The sequence below is a fragment of the Pseudogulbenkiania sp. AW2-16 genome (genome assembly GCF_056824575.1).
This window is the reverse complement of sequence record NZ_CP157668.1, coordinates 3,994,352-4,018,684: the sequence shown is the minus strand read 5'-3', so window position 1 is coordinate 4,018,684 and position 24,333 is coordinate 3,994,352. Positions and strand designations below refer to the sequence as shown.

The 24,333-nt window shown below is 64.8% G+C and carries 20 protein-coding genes; 16 read left to right on the top strand and 4 right to left on the bottom strand.

The window, feature by feature from the left end; all coding sequences use genetic code 11:
• Positions 1-660: 660 nt before the first annotated feature.
• Entirely contained in the window at positions 661-1,296 is a 636-nt protein-coding gene (locus ABKF58_RS19270; RefSeq protein WP_482582824.1) for an NADPH-dependent FMN reductase, read from the bottom strand.
• 136 nt (positions 1,297-1,432) lie between these two features.
• Complete coding sequence (locus ABKF58_RS19265; RefSeq protein ID WP_008955541.1) at positions 1,433-2,431, bottom strand: GlxA family transcriptional regulator; 999 nt, start codon at positions 2,429-2,431, stop codon at positions 1,433-1,435.
• A gap of 255 nt (positions 2,432-2,686) precedes the next feature.
• Here ABKF58_RS19265 and ABKF58_RS19260 point away from each other — a divergent pair, with 255 nt between their 5' ends.
• The 14 genes from ABKF58_RS19260 (at position 2,687) to ABKF58_RS19195 (ending at position 19,996) form a co-directional block, all read left to right on the top strand.
• Complete coding sequence (locus tag ABKF58_RS19260) at positions 2,687-3,898, top strand: M24 family metallopeptidase (RefSeq protein WP_014086563.1); 1,212 nt, start codon at positions 2,687-2,689, stop codon at positions 3,896-3,898.
• Between the two features lie 215 nt (positions 3,899-4,113).
• Positions 4,114-5,373, top strand: a complete 1,260-nt coding sequence (glyA, locus tag ABKF58_RS19255; protein WP_482582822.1) for a serine hydroxymethyltransferase — start codon at positions 4,114-4,116, stop codon at positions 5,371-5,373.
• A 9-nt stretch (positions 5,374-5,382) separates the two neighbouring features.
• A complete protein-coding gene (locus ABKF58_RS19250) occupies positions 5,383-6,759 on the top strand; it encodes an L-serine ammonia-lyase (RefSeq protein ID WP_482582821.1) in 1,377 nt (458 codons plus the stop codon).
• A 9-nt stretch (positions 6,760-6,768) separates the two neighbouring features.
• Positions 6,769-8,013, top strand: coding sequence for a sarcosine oxidase subunit beta family protein (locus tag ABKF58_RS19245; RefSeq protein WP_482582819.1), 1,245 nt, complete (start codon positions 6,769-6,771; stop codon positions 8,011-8,013).
• 14 nt (positions 8,014-8,027) lie between these two features.
• Positions 8,028-8,318: a sarcosine oxidase subunit delta gene (locus ABKF58_RS19240; RefSeq protein ID WP_014086566.1), complete on the top strand. Its 291-nt coding sequence runs from the start codon at positions 8,028-8,030 to the stop codon at positions 8,316-8,318.
• Positions 8,305-11,301, top strand: a complete 2,997-nt coding sequence (locus ABKF58_RS19235) for a sarcosine oxidase subunit alpha family protein (protein ID WP_482582817.1) — start codon at positions 8,305-8,307, stop codon at positions 11,299-11,301. Before ABKF58_RS19240 ends, ABKF58_RS19235 begins: the two co-directional genes overlap by 14 nt.
• Positions 11,294-11,887: a sarcosine oxidase subunit gamma gene (locus ABKF58_RS19230; protein WP_482582815.1), complete on the top strand. Its 594-nt coding sequence runs from the start codon at positions 11,294-11,296 to the stop codon at positions 11,885-11,887. Before ABKF58_RS19235 ends, ABKF58_RS19230 begins: the two co-directional genes overlap by 8 nt.
• A 66-nt stretch (positions 11,888-11,953) precedes the next feature.
• Entirely contained in the window at positions 11,954-12,403 is a 450-nt protein-coding gene (locus ABKF58_RS19225) for a dihydroneopterin aldolase (protein ID WP_482582813.1), read from the top strand.
• Positions 12,404-12,421: 18 nt separating this feature from the next.
• On the top strand, positions 12,422-13,291 hold the full coding sequence (gene purU, locus ABKF58_RS19220; protein WP_482582811.1) for a formyltetrahydrofolate deformylase: 870 nt from the start codon (positions 12,422-12,424) through the stop codon (positions 13,289-13,291).
• Between the two features lie 331 nt (positions 13,292-13,622).
• A complete protein-coding gene (locus tag ABKF58_RS19215) occupies positions 13,623-15,080 on the top strand; it encodes a purine-cytosine permease family protein (RefSeq protein ID WP_041702866.1) in 1,458 nt (485 codons plus the stop codon).
• 461 nt (positions 15,081-15,541) lie between these two features.
• Positions 15,542-16,927, top strand: coding sequence for a purine-cytosine permease family protein (locus ABKF58_RS19210; RefSeq protein WP_482582809.1), 1,386 nt, complete (start codon positions 15,542-15,544; stop codon positions 16,925-16,927).
• Between the two features lie 119 nt (positions 16,928-17,046).
• Positions 17,047-17,823: a creatininase gene (locus tag ABKF58_RS19205; protein WP_482582807.1), complete on the top strand. Its 777-nt coding sequence runs from the start codon at positions 17,047-17,049 to the stop codon at positions 17,821-17,823.
• 215 nt (positions 17,824-18,038) lie between these two features.
• Complete coding sequence (locus ABKF58_RS19200; protein WP_482582805.1) at positions 18,039-18,428, top strand: hypothetical protein; 390 nt, start codon at positions 18,039-18,041, stop codon at positions 18,426-18,428.
• Positions 18,429-18,448: 20 nt separating this feature from the next.
• A complete protein-coding gene (locus tag ABKF58_RS19195; RefSeq protein ID WP_482582803.1) occupies positions 18,449-19,996 on the top strand; it encodes a methyl-accepting chemotaxis protein in 1,548 nt (515 codons plus the stop codon).
• A 335-nt stretch (positions 19,997-20,331) separates the two neighbouring features.
• Here ABKF58_RS19195 and ABKF58_RS19190 read toward each other — a convergent pair whose 3' ends face one another.
• Both ABKF58_RS19190 and ABKF58_RS19185 read right to left on the bottom strand, forming a co-directional pair.
• Positions 20,332-21,438: a Gfo/Idh/MocA family protein gene (locus ABKF58_RS19190; RefSeq protein ID WP_482582801.1), complete on the bottom strand. Its 1,107-nt coding sequence runs from the start codon at positions 21,436-21,438 to the stop codon at positions 20,332-20,334.
• Entirely contained in the window at positions 21,435-22,244 is an 810-nt protein-coding gene (locus ABKF58_RS19185; protein WP_482582799.1) for a ThuA domain-containing protein, read from the bottom strand. Before ABKF58_RS19185 ends, ABKF58_RS19190 begins: the two co-directional genes overlap by 4 nt.
• A gap of 151 nt (positions 22,245-22,395) precedes the next feature.
• On the opposite strand from ABKF58_RS19185, the gene ABKF58_RS19180 reads away from it, so the two are divergent.
• Positions 22,396-23,379 (top strand): helix-turn-helix transcriptional regulator, encoded by a 984-nt coding sequence (locus tag ABKF58_RS19180; RefSeq protein ID WP_482582798.1) that lies wholly within the window; start codon positions 22,396-22,398, stop codon positions 23,377-23,379.
• 160 nt (positions 23,380-23,539) lie between these two features.
• A complete protein-coding gene (locus ABKF58_RS19175; protein ID WP_294867256.1) occupies positions 23,540-24,184 on the top strand; it encodes a dienelactone hydrolase family protein in 645 nt (214 codons plus the stop codon).
• The last annotated feature ends 149 nt before the right edge of the window (positions 24,185-24,333 follow it).

Here is a 24,333-nt window from a genome sequence, read left to right as displayed (position 1 = left end):
GTGGGGCGGAGGTCGGCCCGCACTCGATTTTCTGAACTGTGGGGTGATGCGGTGCCCCGGCGCTGCCGTCGAGAGCGGTCAGCCACGCGGGGTTTTTACGTCTTGTAATCGTGTCATCAGGTTATCATACAAGTTTGAGGGGAAAGCAAGAAAAGTTTCGGGCGGTGGCGCGGCTGTTGCATAAATACCGGAGGGGTGCGGCGGCGGGCGGGGTGCGGCGCACTTGCCATCAGAGAACGTGTGCGGCGGCGCGCGATGCCGGGGACGGCACGATTTCTGCGTCCGGGTATCGGCCAGGGCTGAGCCCGGCTTGCCTGGCGTGGCCCGCGCCATGACGCCGCGCCGGGGAGCCTATTGGTTTCTGGCGTGTCCGGGGCCGCCGCCTCCCGAGGCGCCAAAGCCCGCGTACAGCGGGCCTTGGCGCGTTGTTACCTTGGACCCTGTTCCAGGTTTTTTCGCCGCTGCGGCCGGGTACGGCTGGATGCCGCGCTGGAACAGGCTCTTAGAGCCTGTTTACGAGCTCGCGAGCTAGCGCGAGACAAGGCATAAACGGCTGAGAAAGCGGCGTTTACACGTAGTAAATGAGCATTCCGAAGTCGTTTTTAACGCCGTATCGCCGACGCGCAGCAGATCGTAAACCGGTTCTTTCGGCGGGATGTGTCAGCGCAGCCGGGTCAGGTCGTGGCGGCGTTCGGTGGATTCCGGCGCCAGCGACAGGCCGTGCAGCTTGGCGAGCAGCCCGGCCAGGTTGGCGCCCAGTTCTTCCACGGCGTGTTGTTGCTTGGGATTGGCCATGGCGCCGTCGGCGCCGAACGCCTCGTGCGCGACCCCGACCGCCAGTTGCTCCGGCATCACGAGCACCCCGACGTTGCCCAGGATGGCGCGCACGTGCACCAGGCCGCGCAAGCCGCCGAAGCCGCCCGGCGAGGTGGCGAGCAGCGCCGCCACCTTGCCGGTGTAGGGGGCGAGGCCGGGGCTGCCGTCGACCTGGCGCGTGGTCCAGTCGATGGTGTTCTTCAGCAGCGGGGAAATCGAGCCGTTGTATTCCGGCGAGGCGAGCAGCAGGCCTTGGTGGCTCAGCATCAGTTCGCGCAGCCGCAGAGCGTTGTCCGGTATGCCGTTCTCGCTCTCCTCGTCGCCATCGTAGAGCGGCATGGGAAAGTCGCGCAGGTCGATCAGGGTGACGTCGGCGCCGGCGGCGCGGGCGCCGTGGGCGGCGATGTGCACCAGCTTCTTGTTCCAGGAATTTTTGCGGGCGCTGCCGGCAAACGCCAGGATTTTGGGTGCATCGTTCACGCTGTTCTCCTCGGGTGGGTCTTCACGGCGACGTGCCGGAAACGACCGTTCCAGTGTAGGCAAGGAAGCCTGCCGGGGCCCGGCCATTTTCGCCGCGGCCCGCGGCCTGGCCGGAAAAGGCGGCGCCGCGCGCCGCTCAGAGCATGCCCTGGTAGCGCTTGCGGTCGGTGATCGGGGAGATTTCGAACTGCGCCTTGTACTTGGTGGCGAAGTGGGTGGTGGAGACGAAGCCGGTGTTGGCGCACACCTCTTCAAGCGGCTTGGCGGTGCGGTAGAGCAGCTGGCGCGCGCGCAGCAGGCGGATTTCCATGTAGGCCTGGGCCGGGGTCTTGTTGAGCCGTTCGTGGAACCAGCGTTCCAGCTGGCGTACCGAGACCGTGAGGTAGGCGGCGATCTCGGCGATCGACAGCGTCTCTTCGATATTGCTCTCCATCAGTTGCAGCGCCTCTTCCAGCTTGGGCAGCTCCGTGCCCTGGTATTGCCGCAGCGAGGCGCGCTGGCGCTGTTCGTGGCTGCGCTTTTCCGCCACCAGCAGTTCCAGCACGCGGGCGCCCAGGTTGCGGGTGCCGGGCGGCTGGCTGATCAGCTGCACCATCATGTCGAGCGGGGCGACGCCGCCGCTGCAGGTGTAGCGCTTGTTGTCCACCTCGTAGAGGCGGTTGGAGACGATCAGCTTGGGGAAGCGTTCCACCAGCAGGTCCTGGTCTTCCCAGTGGATGGTGCAGCGGTAGCCGTCGAGCAGGCCGGCGCGCGCCAGGTAGTAGCTGCCGGTATCGATGCCGCCGAGCGCCGCGCCCTTGCCGTCCTGGTAGCGCAGCCAGCGCGTGATGCCGAGGTTGCGCGGCTGCGGGATGGGGTTGGGGCCGACCACGAACACGGTGTCGAATACCTCGTTGTCGGCGATGGTGCCTTCGGTGAACACCCGGATGCCGTCGCTGGAGGTGACCGAGTCGCCGTCCACCGAGAGCAGCTTGAAGGTGTAGACCTTGCGGCCCACCACCATGTTGGCGATGCGCAGCGGGTCCACCGCGGTGCTGAGCGCGATCAGGGAAAAGTCCTTGATCAGCAGGAAGCCGAAGGTGCTGACCCGCAGGTCGTGGATGCCGTCCGGCATCGGGGTGGCGGCGTGGTTCATGACGTTATCGAGGCGGTGGCCGAGTGGTGTTCGGGTGTGAGTGAACAGGCGATGGTGCCCGATTCGCGGCGCCGCGGCCAGACGTTCGTCACGCCTGCTTGAGGGCGGCCGAGGGGCGGCGGCGCGACGGGCCGTGGCGGTCTGCTTTTAACGTATACGGAAAGTATTTTGTCGTAAACAGGAATTTCAATTTGTTCCAGAACCCTACTATCTACCTCACCAGCCGTGACAACACATCACAAGAGGAGAGAGTAAATGGAACTGGAAAGTCTGATCAAAATCGAGAACGGTGAGAAAGCCAAGCACACCTTCTCCGACGCCGAGTACGCCAACCGCCAGCGCAAGCTGCGCGAGCTGATGGCCAGCCAGAACATCGACAGCGTGCTGTTCACCTCGTACCACAACATCAACTACTACGCCGATTTCCTGTACTGCTCGTTCGGCCGCAAGTACGGCCTGGTGGTGACCGGCGACAAGGTGGTGTCGATTTCGGCCAACATCGACGGCGGCCAGCCGTGGCGCCGTACCGTCGGCGACTACAACGTGGTCTACACCGACTGGCAGCGCGACAACTTCTACCGCGCCGTGCAGCAGGAAATCCCCAACAAGGGCCGTGTCGGCCTCGAGTACGACCAGCTGCCGGTCGAGGCGCTGAACAAGCTGCGCGCCGCGCTGCCGTCGGTGGAGTTCGTCGACATCAGCGCCGCCACCATGCGCATGCGCATGATCAAGTCGGACGAGGAAATCGCCCTGATCAAGCACGGCGCCAACGTGTGCGACGTGGGCGGCGCGGCACTGGCTGCCGCGGTGCGCGAAGGCGTGCCGGAACACGAAGTGGCGCTGGCCTCGACCCAGGCGATGGTGCGCGAGATCGCCCGCCGCTTCCCGGATTCCGAGCTGATGGACACCTGGACCTGGTTCCAGTCCGGCATCAACACCGACGGCGCCCACAACCCGGTCACCACGCGCAAGGTGCAGAAGGGCGACATCCTCAGCCTCAACTGCTTCTCGATGATTTCCGGCTACTACACCGCGCTGGAACGCACCATGTTCTTCGACCACTGCCCGGACGCGCATCTGCGCCTGTGGCAGATCAACGTCGAGGTGCACGAGGCCGGCCTAGAACTGATCAAGCCGGGCGCGCGCTGCGGCGACATCGCCAAGGAACTCAACAAGATCTACGAGAAGTACGACCTGCTCAAGTACCGCACCTTCGGCTACGGCCACTCCTTCGGCGTGCTGAGCCACTACTACGGCCGTGAAGCCGGGCTGGAACTGCGCGAGGACATCGACACCGTGCTCGAACCGAACATGGTGGTGTCGATGGAGCCGATGATCATGCTGCCGGAAGGCCTGCCGGGCGCCGGCGGCTACCGCGAGCACGACATCCTGGTGGTGCATGAGAACGGCGCCGAGAACATCACCGGCTTCAAGTACGGCCCTGAGCACAACATCATCAAGGCCTGATTCAGGAACCTGTTCACGCTCTGTCGCGAGCGGCCCTCAGCGGGGTGAAGAGCAGCGCAGAAACCGGAATGTACTGGAGTACATGAGGATTTCGAGCCGCACATGAGCCCCGATCAGGGACGCGCAGCAAGAGCGTGGCAGGTTCCCGGCAGTAACTCCGGCGGCACTCGCTTGCCGCCGGAGACAAAGACAAGAAATACGAAGGAGATAGCAGGATGTTCTCGCAAGACCAGATCATTGCGGGGTTCGATGACGCGTTGTGGGCCGCGCTGGAGGCAGAACGCCAGCGCCAGGAAGACCACATCGAACTCATCGCCTCCGAAAACTACACCAGTCCGCGCGTGATGCAGGCGCAGGGCTCGGTGCTCACCAACAAGTACGCCGAAGGCTACCCCGGCAAGCGCTACTACGGCGGCTGCGAGCACGTCGACGTGGTCGAGCAGCTCGCCATCGACCGCGCCAAGCAGCTGTTCGGCGCCGACTACGCCAACGTGCAACCGCACTCCGGCAGCCAGGCCAACGCCGCCGTCTACATGGCGCTCTTGGAACCGCACGACACCGTGCTCGGCATGAGCCTGGCGCACGGCGGCCACCTCACCCACGGCGCCAAGGTCAACTTCTCCGGCAAGCTCTACAACGCCGTGCAGTACGGACTTAACCCGGACACCGGGCTGATCGATTACGACGAAGTGCAAAGGTTGGCCGAAGAACACAAGCCGAAGATGATCGTGGCCGGCTTCTCCGCCTACGCTCGCGTGCTGGATTTCGCCCGTTTCCGTGAAATCGCCGACTCGGTGGGAGCGTACCTGTTCGTCGATATGGCGCACGTCGCCGGTCTGGTCGCCGCCGGGCTCTACCCGAACCCGGTGCCGTTCGCCGACGTCGTCACCACCACCACCCACAAGACCCTGCGCGGCCCGCGCGGCGGCCTGATCCTGGCCAAGAGCAACCCGGAGCTGGAGAAGAAGTTCAGCTCGCTGGTGTTCCCCGGTATCCAGGGCGGCCCGCTGATGCACGTCATCGCCGCCAAGGCCGTGGCCTTCCTCGAGGCGCAGCAGCCGGAATTCAAGGCCTACCAGCAGCAGGTCATCGCCAACGCCCGCGCCATGGTCACGGTATTCCAGGAGCGCGGCTACGAAGTGGTGTCCGGCGGCACCGATGACCACTTGTTCCTGCTGTCGCTGATCAACAAGGGCATCACCGGCAAGGACGCCGACGCGGCGCTGGGCCGCGCTCACATCACGGTGAACAAGAACGCGGTGCCGAACGACCCGCAAAGCCCGTTCGTCACCAGCGGCATCCGCATCGGCTCGCCGGCGATCACCACGCGCGGTTTCACCGAGTACGAGTCGGCACGCACCGCGACGCTGATCTGCGACGTGCTCGATAACCTCGGCAACGAGGAGGTCGTCGCCTCGGTACGCGCCCAGGTGGCCGCGCTGTGCCGCGACTTTCCCGTCTACCAGGGACGCTGAGAGACCGCCATGAACGTCAGCACATTCGATCTGTTCAAGATCGGTATCGGCCCCTCCAGTTCGCACACCGTCGGCCCGATGATCGCCGCCCAGCACTTTGCCGAGCGCCTGCAGCAGTGCGGCGTGCTCCCCCGGGTAGCGGCGGTCGATGTCCGGCTGCACGGCGCGCTGGCCGCCACCGGCAAGGGGCATGGTACCGACAAGGCGGTACTGCTGGGCCTCGAGGGCAATGTGCCCGACAAGATCGACCCGGATTATGCCGAGGCCCGCCTGGCCGAGATCCGCGCCACGCAATGCCTCAAGGTGATGGGGACGCACCCGATCGTCTTCGCCGAAAAGGCGCGTCTGGTGTTCCTGCCGCGCGAGAACCTGCCGGCACACACCAACGGCCTGCGCCTGATCGCCAGCGACGCCGCCGGCACCCCGCTCTTGGAGGAGGTGTACTACTCGGTCGGCGGCGGCTTCGTCATCGACGCGGCCGGGCGCCGTCTCAACGGCCTGATGCCGTCGCGCCCGGTGCCGCACCCGTTCAAGTCCGGGCTCGACCTGCTGCGCCTCACCGGCGAGAGCGGCCTGAGCATCGCCCAGCTGATGTTCGAGAACGAGCAGGCCTGGCGCGAGCCGGACGAAATCCGCCAGCAACTGCTGGCGATCGCCGAGACCATGGCGGCGGCGGTCAAGCGCGGCTGCGCCACCGAAGGCGTGCTGCCGGGGCCGTTGAAGGTCAAGCGGCGCGCCCCCGAGTTGTACCAGACGCTCAAGGCGCAGTCCGAGGCCAGCCTGCGCGACCCGCTGTCGATGATCGACTGGATCAACCTCTACGCCATGGCGGTGAACGAGGAGAACGCCGCCGGCGGCTGCATCGTCACGGCGCCGACCAACGGCGCGGCCGGCATCATCCCGGCGGTGCTGCACTACTACACCAAATTCGTGCCCGGCTCGACCCAGCAGGGGGTGATGGACTTCCTGCTCACCGCGGCGGCGATCGGCATCCTCTACAAGGAAAACGCCTCGATCTCCGGCGCCGAGGTGGGCTGCCAGGGCGAGGTCGGGGTGGCCTGCTCGATGGCGGCGGCGGCATTGACCGCCGTGCTGGGCGGCACCCCGGAACAGATCGAGAACGCCGCGGAAATCGGCATGGAACACAACCTCGGCATGACCTGCGACCCGGTCGGCGGCCAGGTGCAGATTCCCTGCATCGAGCGCAACGCCATGGGCGCGATCAAGGCGGTCAACGCCGCGCGCATGGCGCTCAAGGGCAACGGCAAGCATTACGTCTCGCTCGACAAGGTCATCAAGACCATGCGCGAGACCGGCGCCGACATGAAGGTCAAGTACAAGGAGACCTCCCGCGGGGGGTTGGCCGTCAACGTCATCGAGTGTTGAGGTGAGATTATGAAACGTTATTCCATTTTCAGCCTGGTGCGTAACGGGCTCTCGTACCACGAGAACTGGCAACGCGCCTGGCGCAGTCCCGAGCCCAAGCGCGAGTACGACGTGGTGATCATCGGTGGCGGCGGCCACGGCCTCGCCACCGCCTACTACCCGGCCAAGGTGCATGGCATCACCAACGTGGCGGTAATCGAGAAGGGCTACCTGGGCGGGGGCAACACCGCGCGCAATACCACCATCGTGCGCTCCAACTACCTGTGGGACGAAGCGGCGCAGCTCTACGAGCACGCGCTGAAGCTCTGGGAAGGGCTGGCGCAGGACCTCAACTACAACGTGATGTTCAGCCAGCGCGGGGTGATGAACCTCGGCCACTCCCTGCAGGACATGCGCGACATCGAGCGCCGCGTCGGGGCCAACCGCCTCAACGGCGTCGACGCCGAGGTGCTGACGCCGGAGCAGATCAAGGCGATCGTGCCCTGCATCAACCTCAACAGCCGCTACCCGGTGCTGGGCGCGTCGTTCCAGCCGCGCGCCGGGGTGGCGCGTCACGACGCGGTGGCCTGGGGTTACGCCCGTGGCGCCGACCAGCGCGGCGTCGACATCATCCAGAACTGCGAGGTGACCGCCATCCGCCGCGAAAACGGCGCGGTGGTCGGGGTGGAAACCACGCGCGGCTTCATCAAGGCCAAGAAGGTCGGTGTGGTGGCGGCGGGCAACTCGAGCGTGCTGGCGGCGATGGCCGACATCCGCCTGCCGCTGGAGAGCCATCCCTTGCAGGCGCTGGTGTCCGAGCCGATCAAGCCCGTCATCAACACGGTGATCATGTCCAACGCGGTGCACGCCTACATCAGCCAGTCCGACAAGGGCGACCTGGTGATCGGCGCCGGCATCGACCAGTACACCGGCTACGGCCAGCGCGGCAGCTTCCACACTATCGAGGGTACGCTGCAGGCGATCGTCGAGATGTTCCCGATCTTCAGCCGCGTGCGCATGAACCGCCAGTGGGGCGGCATCGTCGACGTCTCGCCGGACGCCTGCCCGATCATCAGCAAGACCCCGGTCAAGGGGCTCTACTTCAACTGCGGCTGGGGCACCGGCGGCTTCAAGGCGACGCCGGGCTCGGGGCACGTGTTCGCCCACACCATCGCCACCGACAATCCGCACCCGCTCAACGCCGCGTTCGCGCTGGACCGCTTCTATTCCGGCCATCTCATCGACGAGCACGGTGCGGCGGCGGTCGCCCACTGATCAGGAGAACCACCATGTTGCAGATTACTTGTCCCTGGTGCGGGGCGCGCGCCGAGAGCGAATTCAGCTGCGGCGGCGAAGCCGACATCGTGCGCCCGCTGGAGAGCGAGAAGCTGTCCGACGAAGCGTGGGGCGACTACGTGTTCATGCGCAAGAACACCAAGGGTGTTCACAAGGAGCAGTGGTTTCACGCCTCCGGCTGCCGCCGCTGGTTCAACGCCGAGCGCGACACCGTGACCTACCAATTCATCCGCACCTACCCCATCGGGGCCGGCGCGTCGGGAGACTCTCATGGCGCAGACTAACCGTATCCCGCAAGGCGGCCGCATCAACCGCGCCGTCCCGCTGACGTTCCACTTCAACGGCAAGACCTACCAGGGCGTCGAAGGTGACACCCTTGCCTCGGCGCTGCTCGCCAACGACGTGCACTTCGTGGCGCGCAGCTGGAAATACCACCGCCCGCGCGGCATCATCACCGCCGGCGTCGAGGAGCCCAATGCGCTGGTGCAGCTCGAATCCGGCGCCTACGAGGTGCCCAACGCCCGCGCCACCGAGCTCGAACTGTACGACGGGCTGAGCGCGAAGAGCGTCAACGCCAAGCCGAGCCTGGAGAACGACCGCCTCGCGGTGAACCAGAAGATCGCCCGTTTCATCCCGGCCGGCTTCTACTACAAGACCTTCATGTGGCCGCAGAAGATGTGGCCGAAGTACGAGGAGTTCATCCGCGAGGCCGCCGGTCTGGGCGAAGCGCCGACCGTGCTCGACACCGACCGCTACGACAAGCGCTACGCCCACTGCGACGTGCTGGTGGTGGGGGGCGGCCCGGCCGGGCTCGCCGCCGCCTGGGTCGCCGGCCGCGCCGGCGCCCGCGTCATCCTCGCCGACAACCAGCCGGAACTGGGCGGCAGCCTGCTCAGCCAGCCGGCCAGCATCGACGGCCTGCCGGGGCTGGAGTGGGTGGCGCGGATCGAGTCGGAACTGGCGGCGATGCCCGAGGTCCAGGTGTTGCGGCGCAGTACCGTGTTCGGCTACCAGGACCACAACCTGCTCACCATTTGCGAGCGCAAGACCGACCACCTGCCCCTGGCGCGGCGCCAGGGCGTGCGCGAACGGGTGTGGAAGGTGCGCGCCCAGCGCGTGATCCTCGCCACCGGCGCCCACGAGCGTCCGCTGGTGTTCGCCAACAACGACCGGCCGGGGGTGATGACCGCCTCCGCGGTGTCGACCTACCTGCGTCGTTTCGGCGTGCTGCCGGGCAAGCGCGCGGTGGTGTTCACCAACAACGACCAGGCCTACCAGACCGCGCTCGACCTGTACGAGGCCGGCGCCCGCGTCACCGTGGTCGATCCGCGCACCGCCAGTTACGGCGACCTGCCGCAGCAGGCGCGCCGGCGCGGCATCGAGGTGAGGTACGGCTCCGTGGTGAGCCATGTCAGCGGCGATCTGCGCGTCAGCCGCGTCACGCTTAGCCGTTACCAGGGCGGTCGCCTCGCCGGCGACGCCGGCAGCCTCGATTGCGACCTGCTGGCGATGTCGGGCGGCTTCAACCCGGTGCTGCACCTGTTCGCCCAATCGGGCGGCAAGGCGCGCTGGGACGAGCAGAAAGCCTGCTTCGTGCCGGGCACGTCGGTACAGGCCGAAATCAGCGCCGGCGCCTGCAACGGCGACTTCAGCCTGGCCCGGGTACTGAGCGGCGCGGTGCAGGCCGCGCGCCGCTCGCTCGAGCTGGAGGGGTTCGCGCTGCCCAGGCTGCCGGCCTGGTCGGTGGAGGAGCAGGGCGAGGCCCCGCTGCTGCCGCTGTGGCTGGTCGGCGACCGCGACAAGGTTGGCCGAAGCGACAAGCAGTTCGTCGATTTCCAGAACGACGTCTCGGCCGCCGACATCTACCTGGCGGCGCGCGAAGGCTACCACTCGATCGAGCACGTCAAGCGCTATACCGCGATGGGCTTCGGCACCGACCAGGGCAAGCTCGGCAACATCAACGGCATGGCGATCCTGGCCGAGGTGCTGGGGAAGAGCATTCCCGAAACCGGCACCACCACGTTCCGCCCGAACTTCACGCCGGTCAGCTTCGGCGCCATCGCCGGACGCGAACTGGGCGACTACCTCGACCCGATCCGCAAGACCTGCCTGCACGAGTGGCACGTCGAGCACGGCGCGCTGTTCGAGGACGTCGGGCAGTGGAAGCGCCCGTGGTATTTCCCGAGGAACGGGGAAGACCTGCATGCCGCCGTGGCGCGCGAATGCCTGGCGGTGCGCAACAGCGTCGGCATGCTCGACGCCTCCACGCTCGGCAAGATCGACATCCAGGGTCCGGACGCCGCCACCTTGCTCAACTGGCTCTACACCAACCCGTGGAGCAAGCTCGAAGTCGGCAAGTGCCGCTACGGCCTGATGCTGGACGAGAACGGCATGGTGTTCGACGACGGCGTCACCACACGCCTCTCCGAGCACCACTTCCTGATGACCACCACCACCGGCGGCGCGGCGCGCGTGCTCAACTGGATGGAGCGCTGGCTGCAGACCGAGTGGCCGCACCTCAAGGTGCACCTGACCACCGTCACCGACCACTGGGCGACCTTCGCCGTGGCCGGCCCGAACAGCCGCCGCGTGCTGCAGAAGGTGTGCAGCGACATCGACTTCGCGCCGCAGGCCTTCCCGTTCATGAGCTACCGCAACGGCACCGTGGCCGGTGTGGCGGCGCGCGTGATGCGCATCAGTTTCTCGGGCGAGCTCGCCTACGAAGTCAACGTGCCGGCCAACCTCGGCCGCAAGGTGTGGGAGGCGCTGATGGCGGCCGGTGCCGAGTTCGGCATCACCCCCTACGGCACCGAGACCATGCACGTGCTGCGCGCCGAGAAGGGCTACATCATCGTCGGCCAGGACACCGACGGCTCGGTCAGCCCGATCGACCTCGGCATGGAGGGCATGGTGTCCAAGGCCAAGGACTTCCTCGGCAAGCGCTCGCTGTTCCGCTCCGACACGCGCCGCCACGACCGCAAGCAGCTGGTCGGCCTCAAGCCGCTCGACCCGACGTTCGTACTGCCGGAAGGCGGGCAGATCGTCGCCCAGTCCACCAGCGGCGGCATGACGCCGATGCTGGGGCACGTCACCTCCAGCTACTTCAGCCCGATCCTGGCGCGTTCCATCGCCATGGCGGTAATGAAGGGCGGGCAGTCGCGCCACGGCGAGCGAGTCTACGTGGCCTTGCGGGACGGGCGCAGCATCGAAGTCGAAGTGTGCAGCCCGGTGTTCTACGACGTCGAAGGAGGACGCCAACATGTCTGATCAGCTGATTCAGGAAGCCCCGCTGGTGGGCATCAAGTCGAAACTGGCCGCGGCCTTCGTCAAGGGGCCGAAAGACTTCGGCCTGGTCGAGCGCGCCTTCATGACCCACGTCACGCTGCGCGGCGACCCGGACTCGCCGGCCTTCCGCCGCGCGGTGGAGCGGGTGCTGCAGCTGGCCCTGCCCAGCGGCCAAGCCATGGCGGCCTCGGCCGGCGGTTACAGCGCGGTATGGATGGGCCCGGACGAGTGGCTGATCCAGTCGGTCGAGGAGACCGGCCCCGAGCTGGAGCGGGCGCTGCGCCAGGCGCTCGCCGGCGAGCACCACGCCGTGGTCGACGTCAGCAGCGGCTACACCGTGTTCGAACTGTCCGGCCGGCGTGTGCGCGAGGTGCTGGCCAAGGGCTGCCCGCTCGACCTGCACCCCAAGGTGTTCCCGGTCGGCTGCAGCACGCAGAGCCACTTCTTCAAGGCCGGCATCACCGTGTTGCACATCGCTGAGGAGCTGTACCAGCTGGTGGTGCGGCGCAGCTTCGCCGAGTACGCCTGCCTGATGCTGCTCGACGCCGCCGACGAGTTCATCCGCTAGCCGGTCGCGGCAGGCCCGCGGCGCGGGCCTGCCTCCCGATCAACCGTTTTTGTAGAAAGGTCCGACATGCAGCCTCAGAGCCACGCCGCCTCCCGCACCTGGGAAATCGTCATCGACGGGTTGGCGACCCAGACCGTGGTCGGCATCTACGACTACGAGCGCGCGCCGCAGCCGGTGGTGATCGACGCCGTGCTGCGCTACCGCCACCCCGGTCAGCCGGAGGATATCGCCGAGTGCCTGGATTACCACCGCTACTGCCAGGTGTTGTGCGCCTATCTGGAAAGCCAGCCCGGCACCGGTCTGGTGGAGCAGCTGGCGATCGACCTGCTGCAGTTGTCGTTCCGCCGCTTCCCGACCCTGGAACAGGTGGACCTGACGCTGTTCAAGCCGAACGCGGTGGAGGTGGCGCGCCGGGTGGGGGTGAAGGTGTCGTGGTCGCGCCAGGACTACCAGCACTGGCACGACACGCGCCGCGCCGACCAGGGGCAGCCCCGGGCGGTGGCCGAGCAGGCCTGACGGACCATGGAGAGAAACATGAAATCCAGCCATCCTTCCCACCCATTCAGCCTGACCCTGGATTGCCCCAGCGAAGCCGGCGAGGTGGCGTCCGCGGTCGAGTTCCTCGACCGGCGCGGGTGCTACATCGACGAGCTCGCGGTGTTCGACGACGAATGCCAGCAGCGCTTCTTCCTGCGCTGCATCTTCCACCATCGCGCCGGACAGGCGCTGGCGCTGGACGAACTGCGCCGCGATTTCGCCCCGGTGGCTGCGCGCTTCGGCATGCGCTGGGCGCTCCACGACCAGGCGGTGCGCCCCAAGGTGCTGATCATGGTGTCGAAGCTCGACCACTGCACGGCCGACCTCTTGTTCCGCTGGCGCATGGACGAATTGAAGATGGACGTGGTCGCCATCGTCTCCAACCATGACACGCTGGCCCCGTTGGCCGAAGCCAACGGCATTCCCTTCCACCACCTGCCGCTCACCGCGGACAGCAAGACCGAACAGGAGGCGCGCCTGCGCGCGCTGATCGCCGCGAGCGGCGCCGAACTGGTGGTGCTGGCGCGCTACATGCAGGTGCTGTCGGCTGCCTTCAGCGCCGACTTCGCCGGGCGCGTGATCAACATCCACCACTCCTTCCTGCCCGGCTTCAAGGGCGCCAAGCCCTACCACCAGGCCTACGAGCGCGGCGTCAAGCTGATCGGCGCCACCGCCCACTTCGTCACCGACGAGCTGGATGAAGGGCCGATTATCGAACAAGTGGTCGAAAGAGTGGATCACAGTTATGATCCAGAGCGCCTGCTCGCCACCGGGCGTGACGTCGAATGCCTGGCACTGGCTCGCGCGGTCAAGGCCTTTATCGAGAGGAGGGTGTTCATCAACGGAAAACGTACGGTGGTGCTTTAAACCGCCAGTAAACCTGGGCAATGTCGTTATTGCCTCATCGCTGTAATTTGGACGTTAAGGAGAAAATCACTCGACAAGATAATTAACGGTAATTGCAAAATGCTCGGAGTCGCCACAATTTCCACTAGCCATGGGTTGGCGGGCAGTTCAGTCTCATTGCATTCGTGCCTTATTAAGGAGAAAGGCAGGGCAAAAATAATACTGAATTGATTTGTGGAGGATGACGAATGGTATGAAAGCTTTAGTGGTAAGTTAATCCCAACCTTAAACAAAATTAGAGGGATTAGCAGGGTAATACTGCACTACTACTATCAGTTTGGAGGAGAAACCAATGAGCAATCAGCATAATCAAGCCGCTGTGGCGGCAGACAAGGCATGGAGCATTGAGCAACATGCCCTTGAGCCCATCCCCGTGAAGGATAGGCATGGCTCCCCGAAAGATCTTTTCAAGATGTGGCTGGGGGCAAACATCAACTATGTGGTGGTGGTAACCGGAGCGATGGCCTACTCTCAGGGGCTCTCATTCTGGCAGGCCATTGCTGCAATATTGGCAGGAAACTTGCTCGGCTGTTTGGTCGTTGGATTTTCTACCATTATGGGACCAAAGACCGGGACGGCCGGGATTGTGGTTTCCCGCAGTTCTTTCGGGCAATTGGGTTCGTTTTTCCCCAAGGCGGTCAGCCTGATTTCCGCGCTCAGCTGGTTTTCGATCAACTCGGTGGTGGCGACCGAGGCCTTGGAAACCATCATGAAAATGGGCGGCTTCACCAGTTCGCTCGTGGTCTGGATCTCGCTGGCCATCATCCTGGCGGCCGAGATCATTCTGGCGATTTTCGGCCATGCGACCATCATCGCCGCCGAAAAGTGGATTGCCATGATTCTGGCGACACTGTTTGCCGGTCTGGTGTATTTCGTCTATCCGCATGCCGATCTGGCCCAGCACTTGCTGACCGACAGCCGTTCCGCCTCCATGAGCACCTGGCTGGTGGCGATGGGTGTGGTGTGCGCGTTCCCCATCGGTTGGGCAAACTTTGCCTCGGACTACAGCCGCTATTTCCCGTCTGAAACCAGCTGGAAGAAAATCGCGCTCTTCGCGGGTGGCGGTCAGTTTGTTGCCTTGACCGTTTGCGAAATTATCGGCGTGCTGTTTGCCATGGCGGTAGGGGGCAATCTCGGCTACGACCCGGTTGGCCAGCTCGACAAGTTCCTGCCGGCATGGTTCATGGTTCCGCTGTTGCTGGCCATCATTGTCGGCGGCATTGCGGCCAACGTCCCCAATGGCTATACCGCTGGCCTCGGTCTGTTGGCCCTGCGGATTCCCATCAGCCGAGTGGCCTCCCTCGGCATCATTGCCCTGTTCACGCTGGGCTTCCGGGTCATGACGGTTTTCTACGGATCCTTCTACAGCGTGTATGAAACCTTTCTCGGTTACATGGTTTTCTGGACCGGACCGTGGGCCGCGATCATTACCGTCGACTATTTCATGCGCAAGGGCCGGTACAACTCGGCCGACATGATGAAGTGGGGGCAGGGGGATTACTGGTATAACAAAGGCATTTTCTGGCCGGGCCTGATTGCTTGGCTGGCCGGTATCTCGGTTTCGGTACTTTTCTCCAACTCCCCGGTTTTTGCCAGCCCTCTGATGACTAAAGTCCTGGGCTGGGGCGATGTGGGCTTCGAATTCGGGCTGCTGGTGCCTGGTCTGCTGTACTACTTCCTGGCTAAGAATCAATACTCGTTTAAGGCTGGGTGCAGAGTTGAGGCGGCTGTGGCCGGGAGGTCGATCTAATCGATCCAACCTCGGTCGAGACCATAATCGCTGATCCTTGATCTTTTTCCTGGCTCCTACCCGAGCGGTAGGGGCCAGGGAATCGACTGTTTGATGTTTTTCTTTCCCAATATCCGGTGCAGGCTTTTCTCCTGCATATTATTTATCGCCGCTGCGAGGCTGAGATTCGGCTGGTCCGAAAAAAAGCAGCACGGACTGGCAAGAACAGAGTTTATCTTTTGCCAGCCTCTGGTGAGGAATTAACACCGTTTCAGATGTTGAACGGGTGCGTATACGCCGAGCCGCATCCCGGATTATTAATAAACCCTCAAAAGGAGCGTATTCACCGTAGCGATATGTAGAGGTCTGTAGAAAAGAGACGTTAGATCCAGTAAGACCCCCATGGATAGTCACTTTGCCACGAGAGAATGGCAGATCGGAACGGTGACTAACATGGCTTATCATGACAAAGGAGTGGAGAGATGGAGTATGGAACACAGCAAATCCCGCGCGATAAGCGGGAGTACGGCTTTTTAGATACCTTGTTCACGTGGTTCGGCTCGGGCGTCAATACGGGCTCGTGGTATTTCGGTGGCATGGCGGCAGCGCTGGGCATGACTTTCGTGTGGCAATACAGTTTCATCTATCTGCCCCTGATGATGATTCCTTGGGCGATGGTGGCTTGGATCGGCTACAAGCACGGAGCCTCAACCGTCGCCTCGACCATTCCCTCTCTTGGCGTGAAGGGCGCAAGGCTGATGGGGATTGGTGAGTTTGTTGGCCTGATCGGTTGGCCAAGCATCAATACCTATATTGCTGCCATTTCGCTTTCTTATGTGTTCAACGCGATGTTTGGCTGGCCGGTGCATAGTGCACCCGGCGGCACCTGGACGCTGCTGGCCGGCATTGTGACCACGGCGGTGCTGCAGGGGGTCACGGTCGTCTATGGCCAGGCGGCGATCAAGTACCTGGAGTGGATCGCCGTCGCGCTGCTGCTGGTGCTGGGGATCTGGGAGACCGTGGTGGTGCTCCAGCATTGGGATTACGCGAAGATCGCCAACTTCACCCTGCCACAGAGTCAGCAGAAGAACCCGCAGTTCTTCATCGACCTCGCCTTCGGCTTCTGCTGGGGTTGGGCGATGATCTGCGACTTCTCGCGCTTGGCGAAGAACGGTACCTCGGCCACGCTGGGTAGCTGGCTGGGCGTCAATATCGGCCAGGGTTGGTTCATGACGGTCGGCGCGATCGGCGTAATCGGTGTGGTGCTGGATACCGGCGTGTTCGACCCGAACAACTCCGATCCGAGCTCGATCATCGCTTCGCTGGGCATGGGGATCGTGGCCTTCCTCGTGGTGTTCTTCGCCACCATCAGTACCAACATCACGGTGCTGTACGGCTCGGCCATGGGTCTGGTCGGGGCCACTCGCAGCACCAATCCGCGCAAATTCCTGATCTTCATCGCGCTACTGCAGCTGGCGATGTGCTTCCTGCCGCTGATGTTCAAGCACTTTGTCGAGTATTTCGAGTTCGTGCTCGGCATCGTGGGGGGGATTTTCATCCCGTTGTGGACCTTGGTGGTGGTGGACTACTTCCTGATCCGCAAATGCCGTGTGCGTGACGAAGACATCTTCGCCAAGGAAGACAGCCGCGGGCGTACGCTCAGTGCATTCGGCGATTGGAACGCGAATGGCTGGATCGCCATGGTGGTGGGCCTGGCGGTGTATTTCATCCTCGCCTACGGCATGAAGGATGTTGCCGCACAGTACACGGCCTCGTTGCCGTCGGCAGCGATAACGGCGGTGCTTTACATCGTCCTGTCGTGGGTGCGCGGTCTGGCCGGCCAGCGTACGGCGACGGAAAGCGCCTGAGATCGTTGACCCTTGCTCTGCTGATCCTCTCCCGGGCTTCAGGTGCTCAACAGGCCGGGAGAGGGTCGATGTGATGTTTTGGCTGCGTCGAAGTGATGGCAGCATTCTGGAGAAGTGAAATGAAGCATAGCCCGCATATTTCCGAACTGACCTGGCCGGTTTACGACGCCAAGGTCAAAGATGGTCAAACCGTCGTCATGATTCCCGTTGGCGCACTCGAGCAGCACGGCCATCATATGTCGCTCAATACCGACGTCTTGTTGCCGACGGCAATTGCCGAACGAGTGGCCCGAAACATTGACGCGCTCGTCGCACCGCCGATCTCCTATGGCTACAAGTCACAGCAGAAATGTGGCGGCGGGAATCATATGCCGGGGACGACGAGTCTCGACGGCCACACGCTGACTTGCACGATCCGTGATGTTTTGAAAGAACTGGCACGTCATGGGGTTCGCAAGACGGTGCTGATCAACGGCCATTACGAGAATTCGATGTTTATCGTCGAAGGCGTTGACCTCGCACAGCGTGAACTGCGCTGGGATGGGATTCGCGACTTCTCTACGGTGGTGCTTTCGTATTGGGATTTCGTCACCCCTGAGGCGATCGAGACAATCTATCAGGATGAATTCCCAGGCTGGGCAGTAGAGCATGGTGGTGTACTCGAAACCTCGCTGATGCTGCATCTCTATCCGAATCTGGTGGATATCGAAAAAGTGGTCGACCATCCGCCGGCCACGTTCCCTCCTTACGATTTCTTCCCCGTCAAGCCGGAATGGACGCCGGCATCGGGCTGCCTTTCCTCGGCAAAGAAGGCCAGTGCCGAACACGGCGAATTGTTGCTGAAAGTGTGTGTCGACGGGATCAGTACAGCCCTGTCGACGGCCTTCGACAACTAACTCCGGCTTTACACCAATCCAAATAGGCGCAACACCTCGTCCGACGTGTTGCGCCAGACAAAACATTCCATCGTGGAGCGTATCCGAATGGAGTGGGCTTTCGTGCGTCTGGATATAGCCAAGACTTTGGTTTTTCATGCTCTCTGCGATTGGAGAGCTGTCGCCAAGCGCCGCTTGGGATGAAGTGTCTTGGCGAAAAAGGGGAGAAGTCTGTTATGAAAATACGCACGAAGCTGGTGTTTTGCTTCCTGCTTACCACGTTGTTGCCGGTATCGGTTATTGCCACGCTGTCGATACTGCAAGCCCGTTCGGAGGCGATGCAGCATTTCATCGAGGCCAGTGGCCGTGAGATCCGGCAAATCGATAAAGCGCTGAGCGGCACCTTCAAGGGGGTATTTGAAAATGCCGCTTTTTTCGCCTCCTTGCCGCAAATGGAGCAACTGGGTCCGCAGGTCAGTAATTTCACTTCTTTATCTGGCGAGCAGACCATTGCTTCGGGTCATAAGGGCGGTGTTGAAGAGGAGTTGTTCCGGCTGTTCCATCAGTTTGGCAGCACTCACCCTGAACTGGCTTATATCTATGTCGGCACGGAACAGGGGGGCTAGTGCAGTGGCCGGAGGGGAAGGTGAATGCACCGTATGATCCCCGCAATCGCCCCTGGTACACCCTGGCCATGGCCAATCCCGGGCGCAGCGTGCTGACCGACGCCTATTACTGGGCGGGCGACGACACCACCCTGATCAGTTCTGCGCACTCGATCGAGCGTAATGGCCGCAAGCTGGGGGTGATGGTCATGGACATGTCGCTCAAGGGGTTGACCGAACTGGTGCGCAAGATCCGCATCGGTGAGAGCGGCTTCCTGATGCTGGTGCAGGGCGACGGCACGGTGCTGGTCGACCCGCTCAAGCCCGTGCACAACTTCAAGAAGCTGGCCGAGATCGACGGCGGCGCCTACGCCGCGCTCGGCGCGCTCGACGCCGGCGAGGTCGCCGTGACGTTGGGCGGCGAGGCGTACCAGGCCAACGTGATCAAGTCGCCGCTGCTGGGCTGGAAGTTCATCGGCCTGGTCAAGCGCGCCGAGATCTACGCCCACGCCGAGCGCATGGCCTGGACCATCGCGGCGATCAGCCTCGGCCTGGTGCTGGTGCTGTCGCTGCTGGGCGGCTGGCTCGCCGGCTTGATCGCGCGCCCGGTGCAGCAGGTGGCCGAGGGGCTGCATGCCATCGCCGCCGGCGACGGCGAGCTGACGCGCCGGCTCACGGTGACGTCGCGCGACGAGACCGCGACGCTGGCGCAACGCTTCAACGGCATTCTCGACACCATCCTGCACCTGGTGCGCCAGACCAGCCTCAAGGCCGGCGAGGTGGGTGAATCGGCCGGGCGCGTCGATCACGTCGCGCGCACCATGAGCCAGACGGCGCAGGCCCAGCTCGCGGTGCTGGAGAACGCCGCGAGCGCGGTCAGCCGCATGGCGGGCAGTGCCGAAACGGTGGCGCGCAATTGCGAGCAGGCCGCCACCGCGGCGCAGGACGGTCAGCAGTCGGTGCTGCAGGGCGAGCAGGTGGTGGACGAGACCGTGGCCAGCGTCGAAGCCCTGAGCGCCACGCTGCGCCAGGCCTCGGCGTCGCTGCAGGAGCTGGAGGCCGCCGGGCAGGACATCACCGCCATCCTCGAGGTGATCCGCGGTATCGCCGACCAGACCAACCTCTTGGCGCTCAACGCCGCGATCGAGGCGGCGCGCGCCGGCGAGCAGGGGCGCGGTTTTGCCGTGGTGGCGGACGAGGTGCGTTCGCTGGCGCAAAGTACGCAGCAGTCGACACGCCAGATCCAGTCCCTGCTCGACAAGCTCGGCCAGGGCACGCGGCTGGTGGCCCGCGAAATGGCGAGCAGCCTGGCGCAGTCCGACGACACGGTGCTCAAGAGCGGCGCGGCACGCGAGGCGTTTGGCCGCATCTCGCAGTCGGTGCGGGTGATCCACGAGATGAACGCGCAGATCGCGCGCGCCAGCACCGATCAGCACCAGGCCACGGCGCGGCTCTCCAGCGACATCGAGCATGTCTGCGGCGCGGCGCACCAGGTGTCGCACCACGCTGACGAGGCGGCGAGCCACAGCGTGCAGTTGGTGGAACTGGCGGGCGGGCTGGGCCAGCTGGTGAGCCGCTTCAAGACCTGAGAACCGGTTTACGATCTGCTGCGCTTTAGCGATACGGCGTTAAAAACGGCTTTGGAAGGCTCAATTACTGCTTGTAAACGCCGCTTCCTCAGCCGTTTTTGCCTTGTCTCGCGCTAGCTCGCGAGATCGTAAACAGTTCCTGAGCCCGGCGCCGGTGACCGATGCTGGTGTCAGGAAGGAACAGGTTCAGGGAACGGCTCGGTGTTTCCCCCGATCTGTTGCTGTTGCACGCTGCCGATCGGGTTCGTTTCCCTGCCGGCTAAGGTTGGCCGAAGACGGCGTGCGGCCGGCCATGCCGCCACCTTGGGCGTGGCGCGTCAGGCCGGCCGCTGCTGTTAGCCGCGGGCCGCGCTGCCGATCCTCACCGGTTCGCCCGAGCGGGCGCTGGCGTAGATTGCGTCGAGGATTTCCATCACGATCAGCCCTTCCTCGCCCGGTGCCGGGTGAGGATGCTCGTTCAGGATCGCCTCGGCGTAATCGTGCATCGCCGAGTGCGCCGGTGTCGCCGCTGGATTGAGGCGCATGTCGAACTGCGCGCCGTCCTGCTCCAGGAAGATGTGCGCGTCGAAGGTGTAGCCCTCGCCGACGTTGTGCTGCAGCAGGCCGGCCCGGGTGCCAAGGAGGCGCGTCTCCATCAGTTCGGCTTCGCGGATATTGGCGGCCCAGGACGCTTCCAGCGCCAGCGTGGCGCCGTTGTCGAAACGGATCAGCGCGCAGGCCAGGTCCTCGACGTCGAAGTCCTTGCCGGATTGCGCCGCCAGCGGCCGCGCGATGTGGTCGTAGCTGCCACCCATCACCCAGGTCGGCTTGGGGTAGCCCATCAGCCACAGGGCCAGGTCGAGGCGGTGCACACCGAGGTCGATCAGCGGGCCGCCGCCGGCCAGCGCCTTGGTGCCGAACCAGCCGCCGAAACCCGGCATGCCGCGCCGGCGGTGCCACACCGAGCGCCCGAAGTAGAAGTCGCCGAAGCGCCCGGCGTCCACCTGCGCCTTCAGTGCGCGTGACTGCGCCGAGAAGCGGTAGGAGAAGTTGATCATCAGGCGCTTGCCGACGCGACGCGCCGCTTCCAGCATCTCGCGCCCCTCGTCCGCGTTGAGCGCCATCGGCTTCTCGCACAACACGTGGCAGCCGGCCTCGAACGCCGCCAGCGTCAGCTCCTTGTGGTACTTGTTCGGGGTGCACACGCTCACCACGTCGAGCCGCTCCGCCGCCAGCATCGCGTCAGCGCTGTCGTAGCGCGCCACGATGCCGAACTGCTCGCCGACCTTGGCCAGCCGCTCGAGGTCGGGGTCGCAAATCGCCGCCACCTCCACCTGCGGGTGCTGCAGCCAGCCCTCGATGTGCAACCGGCCGATGCCGAGGCCGATCACGCCGACGCGCAGGCGGCGGCCGTCTTCGGCGCGCGGTGCGTCTTTCACTTCCACCTTGTAGTCGTCGTTCATTGGATATCTCCCTTGCCTTGCAGGATGCCGACTTTGCCGAAGCTCACGGTTTTTTCGCTCAGCTTTTCCAGCGGCGGCGACATCGGGCAGCGATCGACGATGTTGACGCGCGGCGTGGCCCACTGCACCGCGTTGGCCAGCACGCGCTGCACGTTGGCGTCGTGGTAGGTCGGGTAGGCTTCGTGGCCGGGACGGAAGTAGAAGATGCGGCCGTGGCCACGCTCCCAGCAGCAGCCGGAGCGGAACACCTCGCCGCCCTCGAACCACGAGATGAACACGGTGCTGTCCGGCTGCGGAATGTCGAAGCGCTCGCCGTACATCTCCTCGTTCGGCAGCTCGAAGTACTCGCCGAGACCGGCGGCGATCGGGTGCGACGGCTCGACCACCCACACGCGTTCCTTCTCGTCCGCCTCGCGCCACTTCAGCGAGCAGTTCGTCCCCAGCAGGCGGCGGAAGATCTTCGCGAAGTGGCCGGAGTGCAGCACGATCAGCCCCATGCCTTCCAGCACGCGGCGCTGCACGCGCTCCACCACGGCGTCGCTTACCTGGTCGTGCGCCTTGTGGCCCCACCACAGCAACACGTCGCAGCCGGCCAGGCGTTTTTCGGACAGGCCGTGCTCGGGCTCGTCGAGCGTGGCGGTGGCAATCTCCAGCGGCAGCGCGCCGGGGTTGAGCGCCGGCGTCTCGGCGAGCGCGGCGGCAATGGTGGTGTGCAGCCCGTCCGGGTAGATGGCGCGTACCGCCTCGTTCTCCCGCTCGTGGCGGAATTCGTTCCAGACAATGACAGAAATCTTGGTTTTTAGCACAATGCTCCTCCAGGGTGGTTTCACCGCCAGGCAATGACCGAGTTCCGGTCTTCTTGGCTGGTGGTGCCGAATGGTGTGGTCCGACGTGAAAAAGAGTAGCCGTCCGTCGGGCCTTCTCTCAATCTGAAAGAGCGCGAAAAAACTGCGAAGAATGTCAAAAAACCTGGATTCATTGCCGCCGCCGTTCGAAGCGACCGTCCGGCAGCCGAGCCCGCGCCAGGCCGCGCCCGAACAGGCCCCCCGGATGCGCCGCGAGCTGGCGGCGTTTGTACACGGCCTGGCCGACGGAACCCGGCCCTTGCGGCTGCCCGGCGCGGCGGGTGAGTGGGCGGCCGGCGGCGACGGGCACTTCCATCTGGCGCCCGAGCTGTTCCTGCAGGTGGCGGGGTGGACGCGCTTCCGCTTTCCGCACGGCGAGCTGCGGCTGGGGCCGGGCGAGGCGCTGGTGCTCCCTCCCAAGCTGCTGCACGCCGAGCGCGTCGGTGCGGCGGAGGACGGCACGCCGTTCTGCAATATCGTGGTGTACGCCGAGGGGGCGACGCTGATCTGCCACGTCGCCCACGAGGAAGCGCCGGGGCAGCCGGGTATCCTGCACCTGGAGGCGCGCCAGCATGCCCAGGCGCACGGCATTCACGACTGGCTGGCCGACGCCGCGCGCCTGGGGCGCAGCTCCGGTGCGGCGACGGACACGGAGCCGGCCTGGGCCGCAGCCCAGGCGCGAGCGCTGGTGGTGGCGGCCACCGCCGGGGTGCTGCGCGCGCTCGACGACGCCAGCGCCGACACCCGGCAGGAGCCGCCGCTGGTGGCGCGGGTGCGCGTTCTGGTGCAGAACCAGCTGGGCGATCATCAGCTCAGCGTGCGGCGTCTCGCCGCGCAGTCGGGCTGCACCGCGGATTACCTGTCGCACCTGTTCAGCCAGACGACCGGCGAACACCTCGCCGCCTTCATCAACCGCCAGCGCATGGAGCGCGCCGCCCGTCTGCTGGGCGAGAGCGCGCGGGCCGGCAAGGAGGTGGCGTGGGCTTGCGGTTTTGCCACCCAGAGCTATTTCATCCGCACCTTCCGGGCGCATTTCGGCGTGACCCCCAAGGCCTGGCGGGCGGCTCGGGAGCAAGGGACTGCGGAGCGCTCATAGCGATCGCTAGGGAGGGGCGAGTCGCCGTGCGCCGCCACGGTGCGGCCATCGCCGCGTGCCCGGCTCCAGGCCCCGGATCATCGCCCGGCACGCAGCACCATGGGCTACAGTGAAGGGACGATACACCGGCTGACCGGCGTGCCGGCGGCGAGGGGGCAATATGCAAAGCGGCAAACGTGAAGTGGCCATTCCGGTGCAGGAGGCCTGGCTCGAGGGGCACCTCGAGATTCCCCTGGGGGCGGTCGGCGTCGTGCTGTTTGCCCACGGCAGCGGCAGCGGCCGCTTCAGTCCGCGCAACAACTACGTGGCCGAGGTGCTGCAGGAGGCCGGTATCGCCACGCTGTTGTTCGATCTGCTGACACGCGAAGAAGACCAGGTCTACCAGACGCGTTTCGACATCGCCCTGCTCACCGAGCGGCTGGAGGCCGCGACCGCCTGGCTCAAGCGCCAGCCTGACACCGCCGCGCTGCCGGTGGGCTATTTCGGCGCCAGCACCGGCGCCGCCGCGGCGCTGCGCGCGGCGGCGCACCAGGGCGCGGACATTGCCGCCGTGGTGTCGCGTGGCGGCCGCCCCGACCTGGCCGGCGCGGCGTCGCTGGCGCAGGTGCACAGCCCGACCCTGCTGCTGGTGGGCGAGCTCGACACCGAGGTGATCCGCCTCAATCAGGAGGCGCAGGCCCACATGCACTGCCCGACCTCGCTCGTCATCATTCCCGGTGCCACCCATCTGTTTGAGGAACCGGGCACGCTGACCGAGGTCGCCAACCACGCCGCGCAGTGGCTGCGCACCCACCTGTCTCCTTAGCGCCGGTTCAAGGTCTTTCTTGCACCGGCAGTGCCCGGCCGCAGACGAAATAAGAGACCTTGAGCAGGCTCTTGTGGTGCACCGGCGTCCCGACGCGCTGCCGGCATCTCTTTTTCTCACCCTGATCCTGGCCCCGTCCGGTCGGCTGC

Excerpts from the sequence above, each read along its gene's own strand:
- purU (WP_482582811.1), top strand. The coding sequence starts at position 12,422 with ATGAAATCCAGCCATCCTTCCCACCCATTCAGCCTGACCCTGGATTGC.
- ABKF58_RS19180 (WP_482582798.1), top strand. The coding sequence starts at position 22,396 with ATGTCAAAAAACCTGGATTCATTGCCGCCGCCGTTCGAAGCGACCGTC.
- ABKF58_RS19205 (WP_482582807.1), top strand. The coding sequence starts at position 17,047 with ATGAAGCATAGCCCGCATATTTCCGAACTGACCTGGCCGGTTTACGAC.
- ABKF58_RS19240 (WP_014086566.1), top strand. The coding sequence starts at position 8,028 with ATGTTGCAGATTACTTGTCCCTGGTGCGGGGCGCGCGCCGAGAGCGAA.
- ABKF58_RS19250 (WP_482582821.1), top strand. The coding sequence starts at position 5,383 with ATGAACGTCAGCACATTCGATCTGTTCAAGATCGGTATCGGCCCCTCC.
- ABKF58_RS19175 (WP_294867256.1), top strand. The coding sequence starts at position 23,540 with ATGCAAAGCGGCAAACGTGAAGTGGCCATTCCGGTGCAGGAGGCCTGG.
- ABKF58_RS19190 (WP_482582801.1), bottom strand. The coding sequence starts at position 21,438 with ATGAACGACGACTACAAGGTGGAAGTGAAAGACGCACCGCGCGCCGAA.
- ABKF58_RS19210 (WP_482582809.1), top strand. The coding sequence starts at position 15,542 with ATGGAGTATGGAACACAGCAAATCCCGCGCGATAAGCGGGAGTACGGC.
- ABKF58_RS19260 (WP_014086563.1), top strand. The coding sequence starts at position 2,687 with ATGGAACTGGAAAGTCTGATCAAAATCGAGAACGGTGAGAAAGCCAAG.
- ABKF58_RS19235 (WP_482582817.1), top strand. The coding sequence starts at position 8,305 with ATGGCGCAGACTAACCGTATCCCGCAAGGCGGCCGCATCAACCGCGCC.
- ABKF58_RS19230 (WP_482582815.1), top strand. The coding sequence starts at position 11,294 with ATGTCTGATCAGCTGATTCAGGAAGCCCCGCTGGTGGGCATCAAGTCG.
- ABKF58_RS19265 (WP_008955541.1), bottom strand. The coding sequence starts at position 2,431 with ATGAACCACGCCGCCACCCCGATGCCGGACGGCATCCACGACCTGCGG.
- glyA (WP_482582822.1), top strand. The coding sequence starts at position 4,114 with ATGTTCTCGCAAGACCAGATCATTGCGGGGTTCGATGACGCGTTGTGG.
- ABKF58_RS19200 (WP_482582805.1), top strand. The coding sequence starts at position 18,039 with ATGAAAATACGCACGAAGCTGGTGTTTTGCTTCCTGCTTACCACGTTG.
- ABKF58_RS19245 (WP_482582819.1), top strand. The coding sequence starts at position 6,769 with ATGAAACGTTATTCCATTTTCAGCCTGGTGCGTAACGGGCTCTCGTAC.
- ABKF58_RS19225 (WP_482582813.1), top strand. The coding sequence starts at position 11,954 with ATGCAGCCTCAGAGCCACGCCGCCTCCCGCACCTGGGAAATCGTCATC.
- ABKF58_RS19215 (WP_041702866.1), top strand. The coding sequence starts at position 13,623 with ATGAGCAATCAGCATAATCAAGCCGCTGTGGCGGCAGACAAGGCATGG.